The organism is Neobacillus piezotolerans (assembly GCF_003362805.1).
Lineage (GTDB): Bacteria > Bacillota > Bacilli > Bacillales > Cytobacillaceae > Bacillus_D > Bacillus_D piezotolerans.
Genome location: NZ_QNQT01000002.1, coordinates 78,369 through 100,949, shown reverse-complemented (window position 1 = coordinate 100,949; position 22,581 = coordinate 78,369). Strand labels below are relative to the sequence as shown.

24 protein-coding genes are annotated in these 22,581 nt (G+C 41.8%); 10 read left to right on the top strand and 14 right to left on the bottom strand.

From position 1 onward, the window contains the following. Positions 1-151 precede the first annotated feature (151 nt). Together DRW41_RS05605 and DRW41_RS05600 are read right to left on the bottom strand one after the other, a co-directional pair. Entirely contained in the window at positions 152-877 is a 726-nt protein-coding gene (locus tag DRW41_RS05605; protein ID WP_181884437.1) for a hypothetical protein, read from the bottom strand. Positions 878-915: 38 nt separating this feature from the next. Then, positions 916-1,854, bottom strand: a complete 939-nt coding sequence (locus tag DRW41_RS05600) for a coiled-coil domain-containing protein (protein WP_115450999.1) — start codon at positions 1,852-1,854, stop codon at positions 916-918. A gap of 311 nt (positions 1,855-2,165) precedes the next feature. Here DRW41_RS05600 and DRW41_RS05595 point away from each other — a divergent pair, with 311 nt between their 5' ends. The 5 genes from DRW41_RS05595 to DRW41_RS05570 all read left to right on the top strand — a co-directional run bounded on the left by DRW41_RS05595 (position 2,166) and on the right by DRW41_RS05570 (position 5,650). Further along, on the top strand, positions 2,166-2,351 hold the full coding sequence (locus DRW41_RS05595; protein WP_115450998.1) for a hypothetical protein: 186 nt from the start codon (positions 2,166-2,168) through the stop codon (positions 2,349-2,351). Positions 2,352-2,574: 223 nt separating this feature from the next. Beyond that, positions 2,575-2,955 carry a hypothetical protein gene (locus DRW41_RS05590; RefSeq protein WP_115450997.1) on the top strand — a complete coding sequence of 127 codons (381 nt, stop codon included), beginning with the start codon at positions 2,575-2,577 and terminating at the stop codon, positions 2,953-2,955. Then, positions 2,945-3,418, top strand: a complete 474-nt coding sequence (locus DRW41_RS05585) for an MltG/YceG/YrrL family protein (protein ID WP_181884436.1) — start codon at positions 2,945-2,947, stop codon at positions 3,416-3,418. Before DRW41_RS05590 ends, DRW41_RS05585 begins: the two co-directional genes overlap by 11 nt. Before the next feature lie 181 nt (positions 3,419-3,599). After that, a complete protein-coding gene (locus DRW41_RS05580; protein WP_115450996.1) occupies positions 3,600-3,908 on the top strand; it encodes a hypothetical protein in 309 nt (102 codons plus the stop codon). Positions 3,909-4,462: 554 nt separating this feature from the next. Beyond that, complete coding sequence (locus DRW41_RS05570; protein WP_115450995.1) at positions 4,463-5,650, top strand: amidohydrolase; 1,188 nt, start codon at positions 4,463-4,465, stop codon at positions 5,648-5,650. A 247-nt stretch (positions 5,651-5,897) separates the two neighbouring features. Here DRW41_RS05570 and DRW41_RS05565 read toward each other — a convergent pair whose 3' ends face one another. From DRW41_RS05565 to DRW41_RS05555, 3 genes are read right to left on the bottom strand one after another with little or no spacing between them, the layout of a single operon-like run. After that, positions 5,898-7,073 (bottom strand): M20 family metallopeptidase, encoded by a 1,176-nt coding sequence (locus DRW41_RS05565; protein WP_115450994.1) that lies wholly within the window; start codon positions 7,071-7,073, stop codon positions 5,898-5,900. A gap of 2 nt (positions 7,074-7,075) precedes the next feature. Continuing rightward, positions 7,076-8,305 carry a Zn-dependent hydrolase gene (locus DRW41_RS05560; RefSeq protein WP_115450993.1) on the bottom strand — a complete coding sequence of 410 codons (1,230 nt, stop codon included), beginning with the start codon at positions 8,303-8,305 and terminating at the stop codon, positions 7,076-7,078. An 18-nt stretch (positions 8,306-8,323) separates the two neighbouring features. Continuing rightward, the gene (locus tag DRW41_RS05555) at positions 8,324-9,532 is read right to left on the bottom strand and encodes a hypothetical protein (protein WP_115450992.1); all 1,209 of its coding nucleotides are present in this window, start codon (positions 9,530-9,532) and stop codon (positions 8,324-8,326) included. A gap of 360 nt (positions 9,533-9,892) precedes the next feature. Here DRW41_RS05555 and DRW41_RS23235 point away from each other — a divergent pair, with 360 nt between their 5' ends. From DRW41_RS23235 to DRW41_RS05540, 3 genes are all read left to right on the top strand, one after another. After that, positions 9,893-10,588 carry a hypothetical protein gene (locus DRW41_RS23235; protein ID WP_222928832.1) on the top strand — a complete coding sequence of 232 codons (696 nt, stop codon included), beginning with the start codon at positions 9,893-9,895 and terminating at the stop codon, positions 10,586-10,588. A gap of 293 nt (positions 10,589-10,881) precedes the next feature. Then, positions 10,882-11,343, top strand: a complete 462-nt coding sequence (locus tag DRW41_RS05545) for an SRPBCC family protein (RefSeq protein ID WP_115450991.1) — start codon at positions 10,882-10,884, stop codon at positions 11,341-11,343. 343 nt (positions 11,344-11,686) lie between these two features. Further along, a complete protein-coding gene (locus tag DRW41_RS05540) occupies positions 11,687-12,313 on the top strand; it encodes a hypothetical protein (protein WP_115450990.1) in 627 nt (208 codons plus the stop codon). A gap of 135 nt (positions 12,314-12,448) precedes the next feature. Here the strand turns inward: DRW41_RS05540 and DRW41_RS22880 are convergent, their stop codons facing one another. The 5 genes from DRW41_RS22880 to DRW41_RS05520 all read right to left on the bottom strand — a co-directional run bounded on the left by DRW41_RS22880 (position 12,449) and on the right by DRW41_RS05520 (position 16,361). Further along, positions 12,449-12,604, bottom strand: a complete 156-nt coding sequence (locus DRW41_RS22880; protein ID WP_181884435.1) for a hypothetical protein — start codon at positions 12,602-12,604, stop codon at positions 12,449-12,451. Beyond that, a complete protein-coding gene (locus DRW41_RS05535; protein ID WP_115450989.1) occupies positions 12,594-13,169 on the bottom strand; it encodes a hypothetical protein in 576 nt (191 codons plus the stop codon). Before DRW41_RS05535 ends, DRW41_RS22880 begins: the two co-directional genes overlap by 11 nt. A 350-nt stretch (positions 13,170-13,519) precedes the next feature. Continuing rightward, positions 13,520-14,017: an LURP-one-related/scramblase family protein gene (locus DRW41_RS05530; RefSeq protein ID WP_115450988.1), complete on the bottom strand. Its 498-nt coding sequence runs from the start codon at positions 14,015-14,017 to the stop codon at positions 13,520-13,522. Between the two features lie 407 nt (positions 14,018-14,424). Next, entirely contained in the window at positions 14,425-15,273 is an 849-nt protein-coding gene (locus DRW41_RS05525; protein WP_115450987.1) for an MBL fold metallo-hydrolase, read from the bottom strand. 125 nt (positions 15,274-15,398) lie between these two features. Next, positions 15,399-16,361 (bottom strand): helix-turn-helix transcriptional regulator, encoded by a 963-nt coding sequence (locus DRW41_RS05520; protein WP_115450986.1) that lies wholly within the window; start codon positions 16,359-16,361, stop codon positions 15,399-15,401. 109 nt (positions 16,362-16,470) lie between these two features. On the opposite strand from DRW41_RS05520, the gene DRW41_RS05515 reads away from it, so the two are divergent. Both DRW41_RS05515 and DRW41_RS05510 read left to right on the top strand, forming a co-directional pair. Further along, a complete protein-coding gene (locus DRW41_RS05515; RefSeq protein ID WP_115450985.1) occupies positions 16,471-16,950 on the top strand; it encodes a GyrI-like domain-containing protein in 480 nt (159 codons plus the stop codon). A 13-nt stretch (positions 16,951-16,963) separates the two neighbouring features. Beyond that, entirely contained in the window at positions 16,964-17,428 is a 465-nt protein-coding gene (locus DRW41_RS05510) for a DUF8821 family protein (protein ID WP_115450984.1), read from the top strand. 254 nt (positions 17,429-17,682) lie between these two features. Here DRW41_RS05510 and DRW41_RS05505 read toward each other — a convergent pair whose 3' ends face one another. From DRW41_RS05505 to DRW41_RS05490, 4 genes are all read right to left on the bottom strand, one after another. Next, positions 17,683-20,121, bottom strand: a complete 2,439-nt coding sequence (locus DRW41_RS05505) for a beta-glucosidase (RefSeq protein ID WP_115450983.1) — start codon at positions 20,119-20,121, stop codon at positions 17,683-17,685. Between the two features lie 437 nt (positions 20,122-20,558). Next, a complete protein-coding gene (locus DRW41_RS05500; RefSeq protein ID WP_115450982.1) occupies positions 20,559-21,047 on the bottom strand; it encodes a methylated-DNA--[protein]-cysteine S-methyltransferase in 489 nt (162 codons plus the stop codon). After that, positions 21,040-21,948, bottom strand: coding sequence for a DNA-3-methyladenine glycosylase family protein (locus tag DRW41_RS05495; RefSeq protein ID WP_115450981.1), 909 nt, complete (start codon positions 21,946-21,948; stop codon positions 21,040-21,042). The genes DRW41_RS05500 and DRW41_RS05495 overlap by 8 nt, the downstream gene beginning before the upstream one ends. Continuing rightward, entirely contained in the window at positions 21,929-22,507 is a 579-nt protein-coding gene (locus tag DRW41_RS05490; RefSeq protein WP_115450980.1) for a bifunctional transcriptional activator/DNA repair enzyme AdaA, read from the bottom strand. The genes DRW41_RS05495 and DRW41_RS05490 overlap by 20 nt, the downstream gene beginning before the upstream one ends. Between the last annotated feature and the right edge of the window lie 74 nt (positions 22,508-22,581).

The window sequence follows — 22,581 nt, the reverse complement described above, 5'->3', positions numbered from 1 at the left end:
ATAGCCCAACGTGTCTTGGATTTCTCCAACACGTTGGGCTTAATAGCAGATGGTTTTGAATCGTCTTCAGAGCAAAGAGCGGCCATATTTACTATTAAATTGTTTCACTTAAAGCGGAGCCATTATTGTTTTTAGCAAATGCCAAGATCCATTACTTTGGATTTCTCTTTCCAACCAATCCAACGCCCGGATTCAGGCCTTTATACTCCATAAGCGGATCGATTGCCCATTCCTTTGATAGCTTTAGTACATGCTCCTCATCTGGAAAAATAGGGTCTTCATGATCCAATTCTGTGTATACGAAATGATTTTTTAGCTCCTCTGCGGTAAGTTCGCCTTGGTTTATTAATGTCTCGCCGCTTTCACCCAAATAACCATATGCCCTGACGATTTCACCGTTAATCGCTTTTGCCCAGGCGTGATAGTCAACAACGCGATGAGTTCCAAAATAATATGCCTCGCCAAATTTTTCGCTTAGATGTTGGATAGTTTTTAGTGGGCCTTCATCTGTGGAATCCGATATATCGGGCATTTCCGGATTGACCACGATGGTCCAACCCTTCACCGGGGGAGCGACAAAGCAATAATCATCCTCAGCTCCATCTATGCCAGTCGACCAATTAGCAGCCTGAATGTCTTCCAAGTTCAATTCCTTGGCGACTTCGCCCGTATTCTCAGTTTTAATTACTAACCATTGCGACTTATAGCCAAAACCTACAGGCATATCCGGTTGATTATTATAAACACGCTTCTTGAATGATTCGGCTGCTTGGGTATCAGCAGCCCGCAAGCCTTTATCCACCGATCGTGACTTTCTTAGATTATTAAAAAACAATACAGCAACCACAAATAAAACTATAAAGATAAGAGGTTTCATCATTGTCACCCATTCTATTAAAAGTGAGAATCCTATACTTATAAATTCTCCACGATTTCCCGCTTTTCCTTTTGGACTGCTTCAAGCTGTTTCAAGGTTTCCGCCTGCTTCTTCTCCAACTTTGTTAAAATTTCACTGACTTTACGGTTCTGATGCCTCGTTTCTTCGACCGACTGGGTGATTTTACTCTGGACCATATAATCGACAATGAACCCATCGAAGAAAAAGTCCGCAAACTTCAACATTCCGGAAACATTGATATCAAGATAAGCTGTTTCTTTCACATCAAGCAATTCCTTTTGAAATTTACGCATTCTTACCTGTGCCCGATGAAGGCTTTCTTCAGCGGCGTCAATATGTTGATGTTTTTTAATTCCGGAAATGGTTCCCCCGCCAAACATATCGAATTGTCCCCAAGCCCCTGCGCGATCCAGGGATTCCAATGCATCCATAAGAGCATTTTTGACGCTCCCCCCAGCAGCAATCGCCTCGTTCAATTCGGTAAGGCTTGATTGCAGTCCGCCTTCCTGTTCAATCAGTTCAAATAGTTTTTCGGCAAAAGGCGATGGGCTTTCTTTAATCAACTCTTCTTTCTGCTTAAGAAGCTGCTGATACTCCAGCTTGGAAGCTTCAAGCTTTTTCATTTTTTCGTGAAGCAAACTTATCTCCTTATCAATATCACCTTTTGTTTTCCGGGCTTCCGATAACTTATGCTGCGCTGCCAGCATCTCTTGTTTTTCTTTTGTTAGTTTGGTCTCCTTTGTACCTGCCAGTGTCGCGAGCAAATTGGCTAAACTAAGGCGCTCAAGCTTCACCACATCATCCTGCTCCGATTCAAACTGGTTTTGCAGTTGGGCAATCCTCTCCTCAATCTGGGCAAGTTCCTGCTCATAATCAGCCATCTGTACCCGATATTTATGGTCTTTACGCAATTCTCCTTTTATCGCGACCAGTTTGTTATTCATTTCAGTAAACATTTGACCCCTCCTTGTCGTATGTATGCTATACGGGTAAAAACAAAAAACGTTTCCTATAAATGGATAAATTTAAACGATTGAAGATTTATTTCAAGCGAACAACTATTTTTTCCTATTCAAAACAAGCTCTTATTACCATTTTATAACATAATTGAAAATAATCCTTCTCTTAAAAAGATTGAATTCGTATTCTCTTTTTGGCCAAACAAATAAATACATCGCCACTAAAAATCATCCTATAAATTCCAATCCATAATCTGTTAAAATAATAAAAAAGAACTGCATTTTTGAGTTTTCGCGGGTGTTTCACTTTGGAGATATTGCTGGTTTCGCTTGGCGCCATTTTCAAGCTCGTAAACAGCGCATCAGAGGCAATCGTACTTGCATTGCAAATTGCTTTGATTTATTTCCTGATCCGTCTGCTTTCATGGCAAAGGGACAAAAAAGATGCCCAGCAAATCAACGAGAAACTAAAGGCGTTTAAAAAAGAAATTTAAGCATGCAACGAATTGTAGAATACTATCATCATACACAAAGCCCGGGCCTTGGAAAATAAGGCTCCGGGCTTTCGTTTTGCTTTAAACAGTTGTAATTATGCAGACTAAATGGAAAAAGAATCATGCGGTGGCTTTTAGGGTTATTAATCGAAATAAACCTTATTTCCTTGTATAATATAAACTTGTGAATCTAAAATCCCAACTTGAGAAGGAGGTATGATGAATGGAATGGACATTTACCGGATTATTTATTATATCCGCTTTAATGCTGGTTGTTTCTATTCTAAAATCAACTCGCGCAGCTAAGGCTCAACACACCCAAATCGACCAGATTCATATTTCTATAATGGAAGAAATCAATACCCTTCAAAAATCGATTCGAAACATTGAGCTTGACCAAGAAGTTTTGATGAAGGAAGCAGGGCTTCAACTTTCTCTTGAGGAAAAACTTTTCATGCGTGAAGTGCTTGACTTATATGATCGCAAATATTCGATTGAGAGTATTGCGGAAATGAAAAATGTTTCTTCAAGTACTATTCAAGAATTGCTTGCTCCTTATCAGGCCATGAAGGATGAAGGGAGAAAAGTTGCCAATGAGAATTAATTTATTAAGCAGCTTTGCGGCCGGAATGCTTCTGACCACAGCAATATGTTCAGCCGTCTACTTCACGGATGGCACACAGAAGGCTTCCAGCAAAACGGTAAAAGTTAATCCTTCCGAGGCCGAGATGAAAAGCAAACTGGAGACGAAAGGCTATATCGTGCAAACGAAGGACGAATACGACAAGGCCGCGGCAGATGCAAAGGCGGCAGCCGAAAAGAAAACTGTGCCTGCAGACAGCAAGACAACTGCCAAGCCTGTAACAAAAGTAGTCATTAATGTATCGGACGGGATGACGAGCATTGATGTAGGAAGAGCGCTTGTTCAAGCAGGCATTATCAAGGATGCCTTTACATTTTCCAAAGATATCGAGAAAAAAAACCTCATGAACAAGCTTCGCCCTGGCGTATTTGTGGTTGACAGCTCGATGACCTACGACCAAGTCATTTCCACGATATTTAAATAACAAAATGCCATCCAAAGTAAATGCCGCGCCAACTGGCCGCGGCATTTTTATATTTTACATCACCTTTTTTGCAACTTATTCACTTCAGGATGCAACTTACCGTTTTTCTATATACTTCCTTTTTGGATTTTTTTATGATGAGTTCATGAAAAAAACATTCACTAGTGGAGGGGTAATTTTAATGGGAACATTGCTTTTTTTAATCGGTATACTTTTTGAAATTGCTTTTGCAACCTACTGCATCGTAACGAACCAAAATCATAAAAAACTAATCAACTGGTTTCGGATTACTGCTTTCGCAGCATTTGCAATCCTGACTCTTGCATCAGTGCTTGAGTGGAGTTTCCGCTGGTTGCTCCTTACGCTGCTTCTTCTCTGTTTAGCCATAAACTCCGCCATTTCGCTTTTCCGCAATAAAACGAATACAAAAAAATACAAAATGTCTTCTATGATGCCTATACCGTCCATTTTAAAGGAGCGAAACATTTAAGCCTGACCGACCTTCCGCTTTTCTCGCCAATCCTTGCAAATATGCTGCAAGGCGGAAAAGCCAAAATTGATCAAGATTACTGCCTTGAAACGGAAAACAGCCTAATCCTTGCATTTTTCGATTATGAATTAAAGGGCATCGGGCGTTCTCCCCTAAACAAACATATTGATTTTTTATAGACAGGATAAGGTGGAGCCTGCATAAGCTTTTAACCAAAGCTGATTAGGCTTCACTTATTTCACCTTTTACACTTACTACTAACCCTCCCCTTGTTAGTCCGCAAAGTTCAAAACCCACAAAATTGATTCTTCACCATACATTTATTACTTTCTTCAGATATAGATTCCCTCTAATTACCCTTCATTTCCTTTCATTTTGAATCAGAATAACAAAATTGCATGAAAAAAACGCCTATCCAAATACTATCCAGGTGGATTCCTTTAAAAAGCAACGGGTATATAAAGCACCATAGAAGGCCAGTTTATTATTCTGTTCTAGCATTACATACCTTGCAGTCGCTGCTTTTTAAATAAGGAAAAAAGGAGACTCTTACTATGCAAAAAGAATTAATGGAAATTTTGGAAGCGCGTAAAGAGGGAATGGTTCAAATCCGCCGTTATTTGCATGAACATCCCGAGTTGTCCTTTAAAGAGGAAAAAACAGCGCAATATATTGCCGATTTTTACAACGGCAAGGATGTTGACGTTCAGCGTAATGTCGGAAATGGTTATGGAATCATCGTAACGATCAAGGGAGGGAAGCCGGGAAAAACGATCGCTCTTCGTGCCGATTTTGACGCCCTTCCCATTTTGGAAGAGACAGACGTGCCATTCAAATCGAAAAATGAAGGCGTCATGCATGCGTGCGGACATGATGCCCACACGGCTTACTTACTTGTTTTGGCGGATTGTTTAATCCAATTAAAAGACAAACTTCCCGGTACAATTAAAATCATTCACCAGCACGCTGAAGAAGCACCCCCTGGCGGAGCAAAAAGCATCGTTGAATCCGGAATCCTGGATGATGTAGAGAATATATTCGGGGTTCATATTTTCCCGACTCATCCTGCCGGTTTTGTTGGATATCACAGCGGGTTTTCGCTTGCTGGGAGGTCCTTTTTCAAACTTGTCATCCAAGGGGTTGGCGGGCATGGTTCCTCGCCGCACATGGCCAATGATGCGATTGTCGCCGCCGCCCATTTTGTTACGGCCATACAAACTGTGATTAGCCGCCGGATAAATCCGTTTGACCATGGAGTTATTACCATCGGATCTTTTGACGGGAAAGGAACCTTCAACGTGATTAAGGACAGTGTTCAGCTTGAAGGGGATGTCCGGTACATGACGGTTGAAAATCAGGAGCTAATCTCTAAAGAAGTGCACCGCATTGTCAAGGGGATTGAAGTGGAATTTGATGTAAAATGCGACCTTACCTATACAGCTGATTATCCGCCGCTATACAATGACCCGAAGGTAACCGCCGATGTCGTTGCCGCTCTTGAAAGCGCGAATGATCCGGATATCAAGGAAGTTGGCGAATACCCAATGCTCTCGGGGTCTGAAGATTTTGCTTATTATTTGGAAAAAATCCCAGGCTGCTTCTTTTTCATTGGATGTAAACCACAAGGAGTCGAGAATGCCTACTTTAATCATCACCCCAAATTCGATATCGATGAAGACTGTCTTCTTGTAGCAGCGAAATCGGTCGGACAGGTTGTTTGCAGCTATTACGGGCTCGACTAAGTGCTAAGAGAAAGGAAGGTATTACGAAAAGAATGTTGGAATACATAAAGGAAAAAATGATATAAGGTGGAAGTCCCCCTCAAAAAAAAGTGAAGCCTAAATTAGCTAAAATAAAATGCTAATTGGGCTTCACCTTTGTATCATCTTATGATGGATTTTGCCAACATCGGGGCTTTTCTTCACAACTCCCTTGCCGTCAACCTTTATTGTTATCCGCCTCTTTATCTGCCATCTCTTAAGATGATTTCTATTTGTTTAAGTATGCCCAGGCGTATTGGGCGTAGAGTTCTGCACCAGTTGCGAGGGCGTCTTCATCGACGTTGAATTTGCCGTGGTGGTGTGCCCATTGTGTGTCTTTTTCAGGGTTGCCGCTGCCTACGAGCGCGAAGCTTCCGGGGGCTTCCATCATGTACTCGCTAAAGTCCTCGCCGCCCATGGTTGGCTTTTCATGACGGATGACCCCCGCTCCAAATGCTGCGGCGGCTGTTTGTTGAACGAGTTTTGCACTGTCTTCATCATTGATGACTGCCTGTGTACCACGCTTGTATTCTACTTTCGCTGTTGCTCCGTATACTGCGGCGACTTGTTCCGCATATTGGCTAAGCTGCTGCTCGATATGGTCTCTCACTGCCGGGTCGAAACAGCGTACTGTTCCCTCAATAACCGCATTTTCAGCAATAACATTGAACCGTGTTCCGACTACCATTTTTCCAACCGTCAGCACAGCTGGCTGTAGCGGGTCAACGGTCCGTGACACGACGGATTGAACATTCATTACGAATGATGAAGCAACAACCGCCGCATCAATGCAAGCCTGTGGCATCGCGCCATGGCCGCCCCTCCCCTTAAACATTACTGTGAAAAGGTCCGCGGATGCAAAGGATGGTCCTGGGGTACAAGAAACGGTCCCTGTCGGCAGTTGGGACCAAATATGGATGCCGAACACATTATCCACTCCGTCCATAGCTCCCTGTTTCACCATGACTTTCGCTCCGGCCGCTACTTCCTCTGCCGGTTGGAAAATCAACCGGACATTGCCCGGCAACTCTTCTTTACAATCATTTAATGCTTTAGCGGCAATCAGCAGCATCGCCATATGGGCATCATGTCCGCATGCATGCATTTTTCCTTCTTCTTTTGATGCGTATGGAAGGTCTTTATTTAATTCTTCAACAGTCAAGGCATCCATATCGGCGCGCAATCCAACAGTCTTGCCTTGCTTTCCGCCTTCAATGGTTGCTATAACCCCTGTTGGTTCGGTCTTCCGGTAGGAGATCCCCAGTTTCTCAAGGTACCCACAAACAAAGGCTGTTGTCTTATATTCTTCAAAAGATAACTCGGGTTCACTGTGAAACTTTCTGCGCAACTCGACTAGTTCGTCATTGTACGCTTGAATTGCTTCCTTGATTTTTGCATGAATCATGTCTATTCCGCCTCCGTTAATGTCTTTGCTGTTTCATATAAAATCTCTGTAGCTTTTGCAATATCCCCGGCATCCGACCATTCTTCCGGACAATGGCTGAGGCCATCTTTACTTGGAATGAACAACATGGCTACATCGGTTACATCGGAAATAACCATGGCATCATGGCCAGCACCGCTGTTTAACGAACAGTACGGAAGATTCATTTCATTGCACTTTTCTTTAAAAAGAGAAAGAATTTCTTGATTCATTGCCTTGGGCGGCATATATAATTGCTGCTGGATGGATGTCTTGATTCCATTTCCATTATAGGATTCGATCCATCTGATTACTTTCTCGACCGCATCAAGAACCCGTTCTTCTTTTCCTGAACGTATATCAACGGTAAAAACGATCCTATCCGGAATCACATTCGCTCCGTTTGGCCATACGTTCAAGCGGCCGGTTGTGATGACGGTTCCTTCCCCTTCATCAGAGGCGATTTCCGGGAACCGGGCAATCATGTTGGCTGCCGCAACTAACGCATCGGACCTGCGGTTCATCGGGGTGGTGCCCGCATGTCCTGCCTGCCCTTCAACAGTAACCTCCAGTTGGGTCAATCCTACAATGGCTTCCACCATTCCAATTGGAATACCCTTTTCTTCTAGAATCGGTCCTTGTTCAATGTGTAATTCCAGGAAGGCTTTTATTGTTTTGGGATCTCTTTTTTTCGGAAGAGATGGGTCAAGGCCGATACTCTTCATCGCCTCCGCCGTTGTAATTCCATCTTGATCTTTTAAACTTATAAATTCCTCTTCATTCAACAGGCCAACGATTCCTCTTGAGCCCATCAGGCCGCCGCCAAATCTGGAACCCTCTTCTTCTATCAGGGCAACTACTTCTAATGGATACTTGGGTTTAAGGTTATTTTTAAAAAAGGAATGAGCGACCTCGAGTGCGGCCACCACTCCGGCAGGGCCATCGTAGGACCCGCCGTTTGGTACCGAATCAAAATGGGAACCGATCAGAACACTTGGCGCATCCTTTAATGTGCCTTCCAGCCTGCCAAAAATATTGCCAAAGCCGTCTTCTCTAACCTCAAGACCATATTCCCACATTTTTTCCTTAATAAATTTTCGCGCCTGCAGGTCCTCTTTGCTATAAGTCAGCCGGGTTGTCCCCTTGCCCGGTGTGGCCGTGAATTGGCTAAGGGCTTCGATTTGTTTTTCAATTCGTTCCTTTAAGCCGCTCAATGTTTTCCCCTCCACTCATTACAAGAATCCAACAAAGATACCTGCCAGGATAACGGATACAATCGTAACGGTTATGAAACCACCGACCAGCATCGGAGGCAGCATATGGCTTGTCAGCATTTCTCTTTCTTTTTCATCATCCGTTAACGACTTAATAACTTCGTTGGTAATAATATAGTCGGCTGGGAATCCATATAAGGCAGTTAGTGAAACAGCAAACGCCATATGTTTGCTCATTTTCAACATTTTTCCGGCGATATAGGAGAAAATATACATCCCGATAACGGCCAGAATAATTGACCCGATCAGGGGATATAGAATCTCCACCATCATACTAGGCGTCGCTTGTTTCAGGCCGTCAAAAATAAACAGCATCAGGACCATTAGTGCCATTCCGAAACCATTGGCTTTTTGCAATACTTGTCTTTCCAAAAATCCGGCGCTTGAGGCGATTACCCCAAAAAGCAAACATAGAACGAACGGACTGATGGAAACAACCGGTGCTGCCAAGGCTGAAACGAGGTAGGCAAGAAAAGCAACGAATGCTAGCCTAAAGAGCTTGAAGAAATCTGTGTTGTATTTTTCTGGCAAGTTTTTAAATAGTTTAAGCTCCGGTTGGGCTGTGGCTCGAGGAGCTGCCGACTCTGACTGTGCGGTTTCCTGTTCCTTGTTGCCCGCAATTTGACCGCTGCGATACAGTTTTAACAGCCTGTGCCCTTCTTTTTTCAATACGATGGAGGTGATTGGATAACCAGCAAACCCCTGCACAACATAGATGACGATGGCAAAAACAGAAAGCGAAACAAGGCCTGCTTCCTTTGCACCTTCCGACATGATAAGTGCGGATACTACTCCCCCAACTAATGGTGGTATCGCGACGACTACTGTCTCAAAACCGAACATTAGACTTCCAATCGTCATTAAAATAGAGATAATACCAAGGATTCCAAAAAGGGCGATAACAATGGTCTTCCACTGATTTTTCAATTCTTTCAAGGATAACAATGTACCCATGTTAGTAATAAGCAAATACATCATCATGGTAGCAACAACCGGCGGTACACCAGCTATGGATACGATGTCTTTCGGAAAAAACGTCCAAAAACCAGCTAGAAATAGAACGGCACACACAAACATGGATGGAACCCATGCTTTCGTCCGTACCGCAACTAAGTCCCCTATCAACAGGATGCCTACAATAATAACAAGTGCCAACATTTGTGACATAAACTCACTTCGCTTTCTCTAAGAAGTTAAAATATTTCGTCTTGCGAAAAATAATATAATATTAGAATAATATTATAATTACACAGTTCAGTCAATTTAAAATTTTTCCACTCTTTTTAAGGCAGTGCAAAATACGAACAGTGCCAGGCACCACCCGAATTTTGTCGAAAGAATCGGCAAAATAAGGGACCTGGCACTTTTTAGTATAGTAACTTCCTTAATGTGACATTGAACTACCATATGATGATTCTGCAAAATAAAGTGTCGAGAACTTCTTGTTGTTCTCTTAATGATAAATGTTTTATCTTTATTAAGAACGTCACTCTGTTCTTAATATTATTTTGGAGGGGAATTGTTAAAATGAAGAAAATTTTTGCCGGTTTGTTTCTCGTTTTGTCCCTGGTCGTTGTTTTTTCCGTTAGTGCCTCCTCACCTTCACCAAAAATAGAAATCAACGGGGTGAAGGTGTATTCACCTTATAACTATCAGAAAAAAGGAGACGTTTTTGTAGATGTCGAAGCGTTTTTCGGAACATTAAACCAGGCCTATACAATCAATCACAACAAAAAAACAGTTGCATTTGAAAACCAAACAATCAATATTATCAACTTCAAAGAAGGCTATGTTGCTTCATTTGATGATTTAGCTAAAGCAGTCGAAGCTGCCGGTTATACAGCAATGACAACCAAAGAAGACGGTTCTGTTTATTTACTGGTCTTGCCAAAGGGTGTAATCAAGCTTACTCCAAGTGTGCCGAAAATGGGCGAACATTGGGCTATTCCATCGACGATGCCATTGGGGCCTATTTACGGGGTTGAAAAAGGAAAGCTGGTGTTTATCGAGCAAATGCCTGCACAAGAAGTGTTTACTAAGGGGGAAAGTATAGTCGATTTAGATGGTATGAAAGGGCTGCCTTCACCTTCAATTAATCATACCAATATCGAATTTCAAGAACATGGCCATGAAGGATATGAAGTTCCTCATTATGACATCCATCATTATTTCATAACACCAGATGCCCGAGACGCTATTCCAGGTGATATTCCACCACATTAATAGTAATAAAACCGTGGAGATTTCTTACTCGGATTAAAAATAGAAAAGGATATTTTGTCCATGACTGGGGACAGATATCCTTTTTTCTTGCAAGATAACCTAATATAAACCGCAAAAAACAGTACTACCTCGCCCCCTTTTCATGTCGATAAATCATAGAACGTAAGAATATACCAAGGGGCAATAGTTCAGGAAAGGAAATTGACAACTGTTAGGACATTATTGAAAATCTTCGAGGCTTATTCCTTAGGCACTATATTTTCAAAAATATATAAGGGCTTGGGAGTGATAGCTTGAAATTCGAATTTTCAATTGATATTCCTGCGCCAAGGGATTTTGTGTGGATGGTCGCTCAAGATCCGTTAGTACGCCATAAATGGGACGTCCGGATATCCAAATATATCGTACATGGAGCGCAGGAAATAGGTGCTGAGGTAACCATCTATTTTAAAGTGCTTTTTTTAAGGCCAAGAGGAAAAGCAAAGTTCCTGAAATTTCAACCTCCTACCCAATCCATCCTCAAGATTGAGAGTGTCTCGCCTCCTTTAGTACCAACTGGTGGAGGGACTTGGATCATGGAAGACATCCCTGGCGGAACACGCATGTTCACAAGGTTTCTTTTAGATTCACATCAATCAAAGTACTCACCTGATTGGCTCATAAAGTTTGTAGTAAAGAGGGACACAACTCGTTCCTTAAAAAACCTTAAAAAACTAGTGTTGGAGCTATCGGAATATGAAAATGGGGAGAAATGAAAATAGACAGCTGCATGATTAAACAGAGAGATGTTTCATGTTAAACCCTGTATCCGTTCGACATTATAAGTGAAAGATTTCATATTCTTTAATTATAGGACACCAATAGAGGTTCTTTTTATTATCGCCCCAAATCGTTCCTATTATTTGTGTTTTTATGTATTAAAAAGGAGAGGAATTCAACTTGTGTTTAACTTAAAGAATGCCTTATCCTTTATATAGAACGAACTAATCTCTTTTTAACAAAGGGGGAATAACCCAACAAAAAACAATCTATTGTGCACTCCGACCCAGGCCTTATATTTCCATTATCAAAAATTGTCCAAAAAGGAGAAATTGAAAAATGAAAAGAAAAGGTATTGTTTTATTTTCTACCATCCTTTTAATTCTTAGTATGGCAACTATGGCATTTGCTGATTTTACAATCAAACTAAACCCACTTGCTCAAGAATATAGTTTTACAAGTTTCCCACAAACGATAAATATTACGGGAAAAGCATCTAATTCAGATCCAGTAGCCGCCGAAATACAACTTTACATTAATGAAAATCCTTTTGGTGATTCTGTAACTGTGCCAGCACAGAAAAATAATGTTGCTTTTTCACTGCCTTGGACAATTACTGAACCAGGAACATATAAAGTCAAGGTTACATTAATCAAAAAGAACCCTAACAGAGATGACTATGCTGAAGACACGGAAACCGTCCTGATTTCGCAACAGGTAACTGCTGATTACCCTGCCGCTCCAGCAATCGCTGCAAAATTATTAAAAGAAGCGTCCATACAGGCAAAATACGGGAAGAACGGCAACTATATTTCTGATGTTGCCCAACTAATGGGCCAGGGAGCTACTTTCCCAGTTTTTATAGCCGATGACACCATTGATTATTATGTTTCCAAATCAGATGTTGTCAATTATGAAAATGCAGTAAGGGCATACCTTGAAGGCCGCGGTTTAAAGTTAAAATAGTCATACCTCCTTTAGTGGTTTAGACCCCCTTCTTTTGAAGGGGGTTTTCATAAACCAAGTCCCGTAAATAAAAAAAGGAGCAACAGGCTATTTGAACAGCCACTCCCTCCTTCTTCAAACATGCTTGACCCGCCATCACCCGTCCCAGTGTGTCCAACATACCTGATTCCCCTCAACGTATTGCTCGATGTAATTTAACCCGCCAAGGTCAATATCCATAAGCTTTTCAAACATTACAACCGGTAAATCAATCAGGATATCCCGGGGATATTTGAGTCTCCTAATTATCATCTATAACTACCTTAATTGGTGAGTGGTTTTCAATTTCTTCGACAAAATCAACTTCCGGGGCTTCAGAGGTGTAAAAATAACATATTCCATTTTTAACCATTCTATGGTAAGTCGGTTTTTCAGGCAAACTTCCATCTTTGTTGTAGTTATACCAGATAGCTTCAACATCGCCAAAAATATTAATCCGCTTGGTAACCCTTCTATACTGGCATTTGGTAATGTCTTTGAAAAGGAACTTATAAAGCTCTTTTCTTGTAACCCTTTTACTGTAATAATATTTGTCACGATAAACAATTAGGTAGTAATCGTAAAACTGAATTTCAAAAGGTGAAGCAACTCTCTTATTTCCGCCGGCAAAACTTACTCCTATCGCCAGTGCGATTAGCAATATTCTTGAGGACCATGAAAGTTCACTGAACAGATTATCCTGGAAGATAAGTGAACCCAATAGAATTGTACCCACAATAATCCATATAGGAAGTTTAAGTTTACTAAGCGGTGAGTCTTCATTTTTTGGGACTAAAACTCCCTCATTTGCCTTTAGAACATAATGGGGTTTCTCCATTTTTTCCACTCCTAAGCTACTCTATTTTCCGGCAAAATAATGCTACCTTCTGGAATATAAATATCGGTATGCCTAAGACGTCTTAATCTCTATTCTTTAAGCTTATTACAAATTTTGGGCGTTTTGCCCAGAACTAATAATTCATTTCAACAATGCAGCCCCTATATGTTCGGAATCTTGCTCCTTTTATTCCCTCCTATTGCATTGGAGCCATTCTAACAAGTAACCCGATATCCATTTCATCTTCATTCTTGCTGTTATGATCTCTCTAGGACAAGAGAAAAAATGAAGAAATCGTGCGGCCCACTTCCAAGCTCCATTATAAAAACCATTCCCCGTAAAACTGCACGTTACATAGTCGACGCTGAAGATGCAGCAGCATTGTCAGCTTTTACGCAATCAATTGCTACAACAAGCGCAATGATAATGGTCTCCATTTCATCGTTCAATACCTGAACTCTGTAGCTATCGCCCCAAGTGAACCACTCTTTGTTCACTCTGCCAACGGCCTCTCCGTTTCGTAATACTTCGAAATCCATATCCCACCAGTTGCCTTGCACCTCGATGCCAACCCCTTCAATGGAATAGCGCGGCTTGAAGAAGGAAAACTCTTTCTGAATCGTCACCATCTCCCGCCCATTTACCTCAACAAAAAACTTCGGCAGGAAACTGAACATCTTTTTCGTAATAAGCGCCACTACATCCCTATTTACATTCAAAATGGAGAACGTCTTCGGGATTTTCATGAAACTCCCCTCTATAAAATAAACATCCTTTTCCTGCTGATCCTTCACCGTAAACTTTTCACTCAAACTAAATACCTTCTGCTTTATATACAACTCTTTCATCTACATCCGCCCCTCTGCAGGATATTAGTTACATATACGGCCGTTCGCTTGATTTGTTTCATTTATAACTATAGTTGCCCCTAAGTGCGAAACCAGAGGCATATTGGCCTGATAATTAAAGCATTCTTTATTTGTGTGGAGGAAGGAGACAGAATTTTAGTAAAGAATTATGGTAGTAAGAATGGTAGTGCCAAGATGAAGTGAGTGTAAACATTGTTTGATTACACTTTAATGCTAATATATAAACTATTGAAAACAAAAATAAAGCCAAAAATAAGCAAGTTTTTTTACTTGTCTATTTTTGGCTTTTAACTTTTCTTTCAAAAAATCTAATTTACTTTCCCTCTGCTTTTTAAAATAAGCAACCTCATTAACATACAAAAGCTTCGCTGTGCCAAAGGGATCTTTTAATACCCATTTACAAAGTCAGCGATTGTTTCCATTTCGTCTTCTGTAAGTTCCCTTTTCACGTGGTTTTTGTATTCCTTCATTATTTTCTGTTTATCACCACGGCAAGTATCTGTGTATTTCGCAATTGTTCTTAGCTTGGCTGCTTCCTGATTGAATTCTTCTTTTGAAATTGGCTTTTGATGCGAAGGTATATAGGTATCCGCATCAAATGATTCCAATTCATCTAGCAGCCGAAGTGTTTCCTTGATTGTATAGTTTTGTTTTTCGGCATACATATTTGGATAAATGCAGTCAGCAAGAAAGAGAATCTTTTCTTCTGCAATATAGACGATTGCCGAGTCAGCAGCATGATCGCCTCCAACGTATTGCACGATGCAAGTTACTCCGCCAAGGTCAATTTCCACCCGTTTTTCAAAAGTTATATCCGGCAAAATAATCTTGATGTCCCGGTGATTCTTGAATTCCTCTTTAATTGCTTTGGCACAAAATTCAATTTCTACTCCTTCTTTCACCCGCGCATCCAGTGCCTCGTCTGACCAAGAAAACGGGATTAGCTTCTCCATTTCTTTTTTTGTTTTTTCGGAAGCGATAGAAACTGTATTAGGTAACGCTGAAAGACCAAAGATATGGTCCCAATGCCAATGAGTAAGGACGACTATATTAGGATTCCCGATCCCCATTTTTGAAAGTTCATTCACAAAATATTGAGCATGGTCTTCCGAGTTTCCTGCATCAATCATTAATGTCTTGTTATTGCCTACGACCATTCCCAGAATGGGCCGGTCGGTCTCCGATATTGGAGTGATATACCAAAAACTCTTCCCTATTTTATTTATTGAGTGCATAAAGGGCTGCCACCTTTCTTTTATACTATTTTAAATCGAACAACGGTTGTTTACACATACGTGATTTTCAAAACCGCCTCTATTTGTGGAACGGTTAAATGATTTGGGCTTTTACCCGACACAGCTCATGGAAAGAATAAGGATAATCTTTCTTGTAGGCTTTCCAAGACTTTTTCCGGTACTTCCCTAACCTTGATATCTCCACCCAGGAAAAGGAGCCAATTTGTTATCTCGGTTAATTCTTCTGAATTATTGACATTGATAAAAGTCCTTAAAATGGCTGTTGTCTGGAAAGGATTTGTATAGGAAATCGAAACTTTTAAAGGATGGTATTTTTTAAACTGGGCTATTCCCTTTGGACCAAGTTCAAGGACTAGGTTGGTTGCTCCATCCCGCTTCCGTAGTTTTTCCAAAATCTTTTTCTTACTCCATCTATTGTTGGCAGGGTATGGTTCAACAGCGATGAGATTGTCGACAGAAAAAATTTGTTTCTTTTCTTCTTTTAGGTCAAAGCCTTCGATCAGCCAAAGACTTTTCTCACGATAAAGGTGCAAGAGAAAAATCGGATAAGTCTTTATTTCCATGTCTTCTTTAATGGTAATCAATAAATGGCTATCCAAAAGAAGGGTTTCGATGAGTTTTTCTAACATAGGGTGAGGGAGGTCTGACAGATCAAGCAGGTCAGGATTATGGGGGTTGGTCCCTTCAAAGAGCAAAATTTGATTTAAAAGGACAAGGTCATCCTGCTGGTTTTCCGAGATAAGACCCAGTAATTTTTCGGCTAAAGACTGGCGGCTCTTTAGATATGGGAGTTGTTGATTTCTTGTGGCCATAAAGGCAATAAAAAGAGCTTTGACCTCATTATCGGTAAAACGGACAGTAGGAAGGACAGAGTTGTTCATGACAAAATAACCCCCATCCCTTCCAACTTCTGCGACAAGTGGCATCCCCATGGCTTCAATTTCCCTGACATCCCGAATCGCTGTCGAACGGGAGATGTTAAATTCCCGCATAAGTTCAGAAATTGTAAAGTGAGCGCGGTTGTTGATATACCGCATGATGGTATTTATCCGTTCAACTTTTTTCATCGCGGCTCCTAAACAGTATCATTTTTTGACATGATTTAAAGCTATTATAAACTCATCAAGTGAAAAGATAAATCATTTGAAAAATTTTTTAAAAAGGAAGGTTTTGAACATGGCGGATTATAACATTGAAGAAAAAGACAGCTTTACCGTATTGGGTATTGGAATTGAGTTGAAAAGCGATTACACAGATTTTGCTGGCCTAACAAAGGAAAAGGCGGACTTTTGGCATGCTGTCAAAGAAGATGGAAGGCTTGACACGTTAAAAGCCCTGGCCACCAATGGCTACATTTTTGCCGTGAACGAGGCGGTCAATAACAAAATGATGCATTATGCCGGCGTTATGACAGAGGCGACGTTACCAGAAGCAACCAGAGTGATTCAATTTCCAAAGGGGGAATACCTGGTTGTTAAAGGGGAAGCGAAAACGGCTGAAGAATTAAGTAATCAGCTTACAGGCATTGCCTTTGGCCAAGTGTTGCCTGAAGTAAATGATTATGCCTATGTTGGCGGGCCAAATGCCGCGGTTGAAATGGGGCAGCGCAATGGCTTGGTATATGGTGAGTTCTGGATTCCTGTCGTCAGGAAATAAGGAGGGTTCAAGATTGTCCTATCTCGTTGATTTTAAAAATGTATCTACAGTTGGATTAGAGTCTTCACCTGTAGCAGAAGCACTTGCCGGTTTACGCGCGAATGAAGCCCGCTACTTCATGAACAAATACAAGCATGAATATGTGGTTGTACCAGCGAGCGAAAGTCAGGAAACCCTTGATTTTGTGAACCGGATTTTGAAAGAAGAACGTGATATTGAGTTCGCGGCCAAGCCTTTAGAAACATCGCGTTTTCAAGTGGAAAACATCAAATTTGCCTACGTCTTTTATGAAGATGGCCTTTCGATCAACGTTATGTATACGGTTGATGACCCTAAGAAACGGGCCGTTGGCTTTAAGCTTTCCGAGGGTATGGAAGTACCAAAAGAGCTGGAAGGGAAGTTCAAGTTTGCAAGGCAAAAGTCTAAACTGGCTGGAACCATTCGGGGCTCTTATTTTGTCATTAAAGGAGAGTATTAAATTAATCGAAAGTCCCTGTGGTGTCCCGGGTTCCTTAGATGGGCCCGGCCACTGATCCGACCGGGGCAACGTGATCCCGCCGGCGGCCCTTCTTTCGGGCTCCGTCAATGGCGTTCCTCTCATAACCATGAAGGCGTCTAGAAAAGCGATGAGCCCGCGGGCCACGGCTTGATTCGCCGAGCCAGCGGGCTCACCAGGTTCTGGATGCCTGACATCCCATACAGGGTTGCCAGCGTCATCCTATGGGCATGGGCTTACTTACGGGAGTTCCCCTTGCCCTTGCCTTTGTTTTCATCCTTGCTGAGTTTGAAGTTCAGCGGGACATCCTTTTCTAACGGAGTATCTGCAGAGGAACCACCGACATGCACGCGGTACTTACCGTCAGCAGTTGCCCACTCACCGTCAGCCCAGTTTGCCAGGTTGTTAGGTTCTTCCGGAACGAAATAGGAGAACGGGTGGTTCGAGTCTGCATGGTTAATACGTACAGTCACCTGCTCGCTCTCACCTGGCTCCAAGTAAACCTTCTCGAAGTTGACAAGACGCTTTGTTGGCTGTCCCGCCTCGTTCGGCAGGGTTAGGTAGACCTGTGCTGCTTCTTTACCGGCAACGTCGCCAGTGTTCGTAATGGTGAAGGACACGTCAATACCAGAAATCGAGTCTTTTTTACCATTGCCTTCACCACGGACTTTCTTGACTTTGAGGTCGTCATATTCGAAAGTAGTGTACGATAGTCCGTAACCAAATGGGAATACTGGCTTCACGTTGTTTGCTTCGTACCAGCGGTAACCCATCTCAAGACCTTCTGTGTACTTGGCGATTAGCTGATCGGACTTACCATCACCGTAAGGCCCTGGTCCACCTACTTTACCAGTATCTTGACGAGTTCCAGGGTATTGTTCTTCAGTCGCGAAAGCTGCTTCACGTTCAGTGGCTCCAAACGTCATAGGAAGCTTACCGGATGGATTAACCTTACCATAGAGAATGTTAGCAACGGCATTGCCATCCTCCATACCTGGGTACCAAGCTTGAAGAACTGCAGGTACCTTATCCAACCATGGCATAATCGACGTACCGGAAGTCTTCAGTACCACAACAGTATTCTCAGGGTTAGCTTCCATAACTGCGTCGATTACCGGCTCTTGCTCTGCCAAGCCCGATTTTAAGTTCAAGGCTGGGAATCCGAGGGTTTCACGGTCCACTGTCTCATGTGGGTTGTCGCCGACCATGAGAAGCACGACATCAGATTCAGCAGCTAACTTGGCAGCAGCTTTCGGGTCACTGCCATTGTTGTATGTCACTTTAGTGTTGTAGCCCAGCTCTTTGATAACATTCTCTAAGCCTTCTTGTGGTGTGACCGTATATGGAGTCACTACATAATCATTGTCGTCACGAACAGAACGTGGGGACATCTTTGCCTCACCAGCGAACGTATCAATGCCGATCAACGCGATCGACTTTGGCTCGCCGTCAAGTGGCAAGAAGTCGTTGTCGTTCTTCAATAGCACAGAGCCTTCCTCGGCCATCTTCCGCGCGGTAGCGCCGTTAGCCATCGGGTCAACGATTTCAGGCATGAATTTATCGAAAGGCTCGTCCATGTGGCCGAACTCGATCATCTTGATGTAACGCGGACGAAGTAGATTATCAATATCGTCCACAGTCACCAAACCTGCGTCAAGAGCCTCTTGAATCTTCTCTTGAGTGTAGTATTGTGGTGCCCAGTCTAACTCAACATTTGTACCTGCCTTGATGGCAGCAACTGTGTCGTGAATCGCGCGACGGTCGCTCATGACGTAACCATCAAAGCCCCACTTGCCCCTTAGTGCGTCTTGAAGCAGTTCAGAACTGTCACATGCATAAGTTCCGTTAACATCCGGGAATGAACACATCACGGAAGCTGGGTCAGCATCTCTTACGGTCATTTCGAATGGCAACATGTACAATTCATTCATAGCTTGTGATGGAACTTGGACACCCATCGTCCAACGCTCAGTTTCCTGTTCGTTGCCAGCCATGTGCTTGAGTTGTACCTGGACTCCCTGATCCTGGATACCCTTTGTTTGCTCGATTGCAAGGGTACCTGTCAAATAAGGGTCCTCACTAAAGTATTCATAGTTACGGCCACCGTACGGGTGACGAATGAGGTTCATACCTGGTCCGAGGAACACGTGATGTGCGAAAGCCCGTGTCTCCTCACCAAGGATTCGGCCGGCCTCATAGTTTAGCTCGCGGTCGAATGTCGCAGCCAAACCTGGAGTAGACGGAAGGCCAGTCGCCAGTGGGTCATTGTGACACGATCCGCCCTTAACCCCCGTACCACCATTGGTCATACGTACTGTAGGGATACCGAGTTCCTCGATCCCTTTGATTTGTCGGCCTGTGTCTTGAAACTCACAGCCAGGAAGGGTACCTTGTGGTGCAAATTCTCCGTTCATATACTTGCTAGTTCCGCCTCTTTTGATGACAACCGGTTCACCTTTGTCATTTTCATTGAAGCGCGAGATAGCGATTTGCTGCATCTTCTGTTCCATCGTCATTGCATCAAGAAGCAATTCGGTACGCTCTTCTGCTGAGAGCTGGGTGTTCATCCAGGGTTTGGTCCCTTCCGTTCCACCGTTCTCCGCATTAGCAGGAATTACCAATGAAGACAGTAAAATAATTGCTGTCATAAAAATTAAATTAATCCGTTTTAACATCTTTTTCTATCTCTCCCTATATCGATTTGTCTTTTTAAAAAATAGCTTTTCATCACTCCCCCACCACCAAATAAGTATATTAGTATAGAAAAAAACCATTACGCCAGTATGATTGGTTATTTACAAAACATTTACAAAGCCAAGATAATTTAATGATTCCGCTAGTCACCTTAATCATCCCTCTATACCAATAAGTATATTAATATAAATAAAAACTGTTAACCTAATATGAATATGTAGTTACAGTACAGTTACAAAGCGCGGGAAATGGAACCAATATTGAGTGCATTTTGGCAAAAACACCAGTATTTATTCAGCTGGATTTCTTCAGATTATAAAAAGGGACAGCTAATTGCCTCTTTCATGCAGAAAGAACAATGAGCCGTCCCCTTTCATTTATTTGGCTGTCTTGAAACTTGGGCAGCTGCTCTGAACAGCTACCGTTTTTCCTTCTGAAATGTTTTTTCATGTTGCAGGAGCCATTCCTTTCTCCATAGTCCCCCTGCATAACCTGTCAAAGTTCCATTTGAACCGATTACTCTGTGACAAGGAATAACAATGCTTAACTTATTTTTTCCATTTGCACTCCCTACTGCCCTGATCGCTTTTTCATTTCCAATGGAAAGCGCAATATCCTTATAAGAGCCTGTTTTTGCATAAGGGATTTCTTTTAAGGCTTCCCATACAGTTTTTTGGAAGTCAGTTCCTTCAACTCGATAAGGGAATGTAAATTCAAAGCACTTGCCTTTAAAATATCCGTCAAGTTGGTTATAACATTCTTTTAAAACTAGAGGGGTTTCATCATGTAGACCATTCACCTTTTCATTCTCTTCAGAAAACAAAATAGAGATGATAGCTTCATGAGTCCCGCTAATTTCAACTACGCCAATCGGTGATTCATAATCCAATTTATATAGCTTAGTCATATAAAGACCTCCAAAGATAAAAGGTGGCATATGCCTGCCAGCCTTCCCAATTTACTGCGTATTCTTTTATTTCTTCTACAGGCGGTTTCCTCTCAAGGCCTAATAGATTCTTTAGTGCATTATGCAGACCGACATCTGCAACAGGGAAAGCAGAAGGATGGTGCAGGCATTTCATCATCACATAATCTGCCGTCCATGCTCCGACTCCTCTTATCATTAATAACGACTTTTGTATTTGCTGATAGTCTTTTTTTTGAAGCAATAATTCCTTGGATAATTCCCCGTTTGCCATAGCATTTGCAATAGAGATGATGTATTCAGCCTTTCTTTCAGTAAATTGAAGAACTCGTAAATCCTCGACGCTTATCGATGCTATTTTTTCAAATGAGGGGAATAACCAAGACGTTTCTCCTTCGAAAGTTAGACTTTCGCCAAATTGCTCGACGAAGCGTTTCTTTAATGTATAAGCAAATGTTAAATTGATCTGTTGTCCGATAATCGCCCATACTAATGCCTCAAATAAATCAGGAATGCACATAATGCGTAAGCCATAATATTTATGAACCAGTGTCCTTAAAATTTTATCTTTGCTTGCCATTCGATAAAATCCCCCTAAATCCTGTTCCAAATCAAACCATTCCCAAATATACTCCGCCACTATTTTTCGGCTGCTTTTGGATTTTGGGCTTATCGGAAATTCAACCTTTAAGCAATTATGGAGGAAGCTGATTTTGCATAAAACCAAAGATTCATCAACTTTTATTAGTTTATATACAGAGCCCCCTTTAATCTGATGGAGCACTTCCATATTAGACCTGCCTAAAAAAATCAAACACTCTTCGAAGTTAAATTCCTTTGGAGGATAAATCTCTATAAAGGATTCATGATCTATCCAATACATTTACGAATTCCTTTCGATATTCACTTGGTGAACAATTTTTTAAGGTTCGGAACACTTTATAAAAATTGGATGGGCTCTGGAATCCAACCTCATAGCAGATCTCAAGGTTCGTCAAAGTTGTGTTTTTCAGAAGGTGGGCGGCTTTGTCGATGCGTATTTTTTCTAAATAGGTACGTGGGGTCTCGGAGGTCTCTTGTTTAAATAAACGTTCCAAATAAAATGGGCTTAATCCAACTTGATCGGCTATATCTTTTAATTTCAAAGTTTGTTTGTAATGATTGACCAGGAACGTAATGATTTTTCTAACAAACGCGATATTTGGCGAGTGCTCAATTTCCGGCTGGCATCTTTTACAGGGGCGATAACCTGCCCTTTCAACTTCATTTATATCTTGATAAAATTCAACATTCGCCTTTTTGGGCTTCCTTGATCTGCAGGAAGGACGGCAATATATTTTGGTTGTTTTTACAGCTGTAAAAAATAGACCATCATATTTTCGATCACAAGCAATGATTTTCTCCCACATCTCTTCAAATGAAAGGTTGATATCTGTCGCCATATACCTTCACCGCCTTTCCAAAGCTAAAACACCTTACTTCCTAATTCTTTAAGCTTATTACAATTTGTCAGACC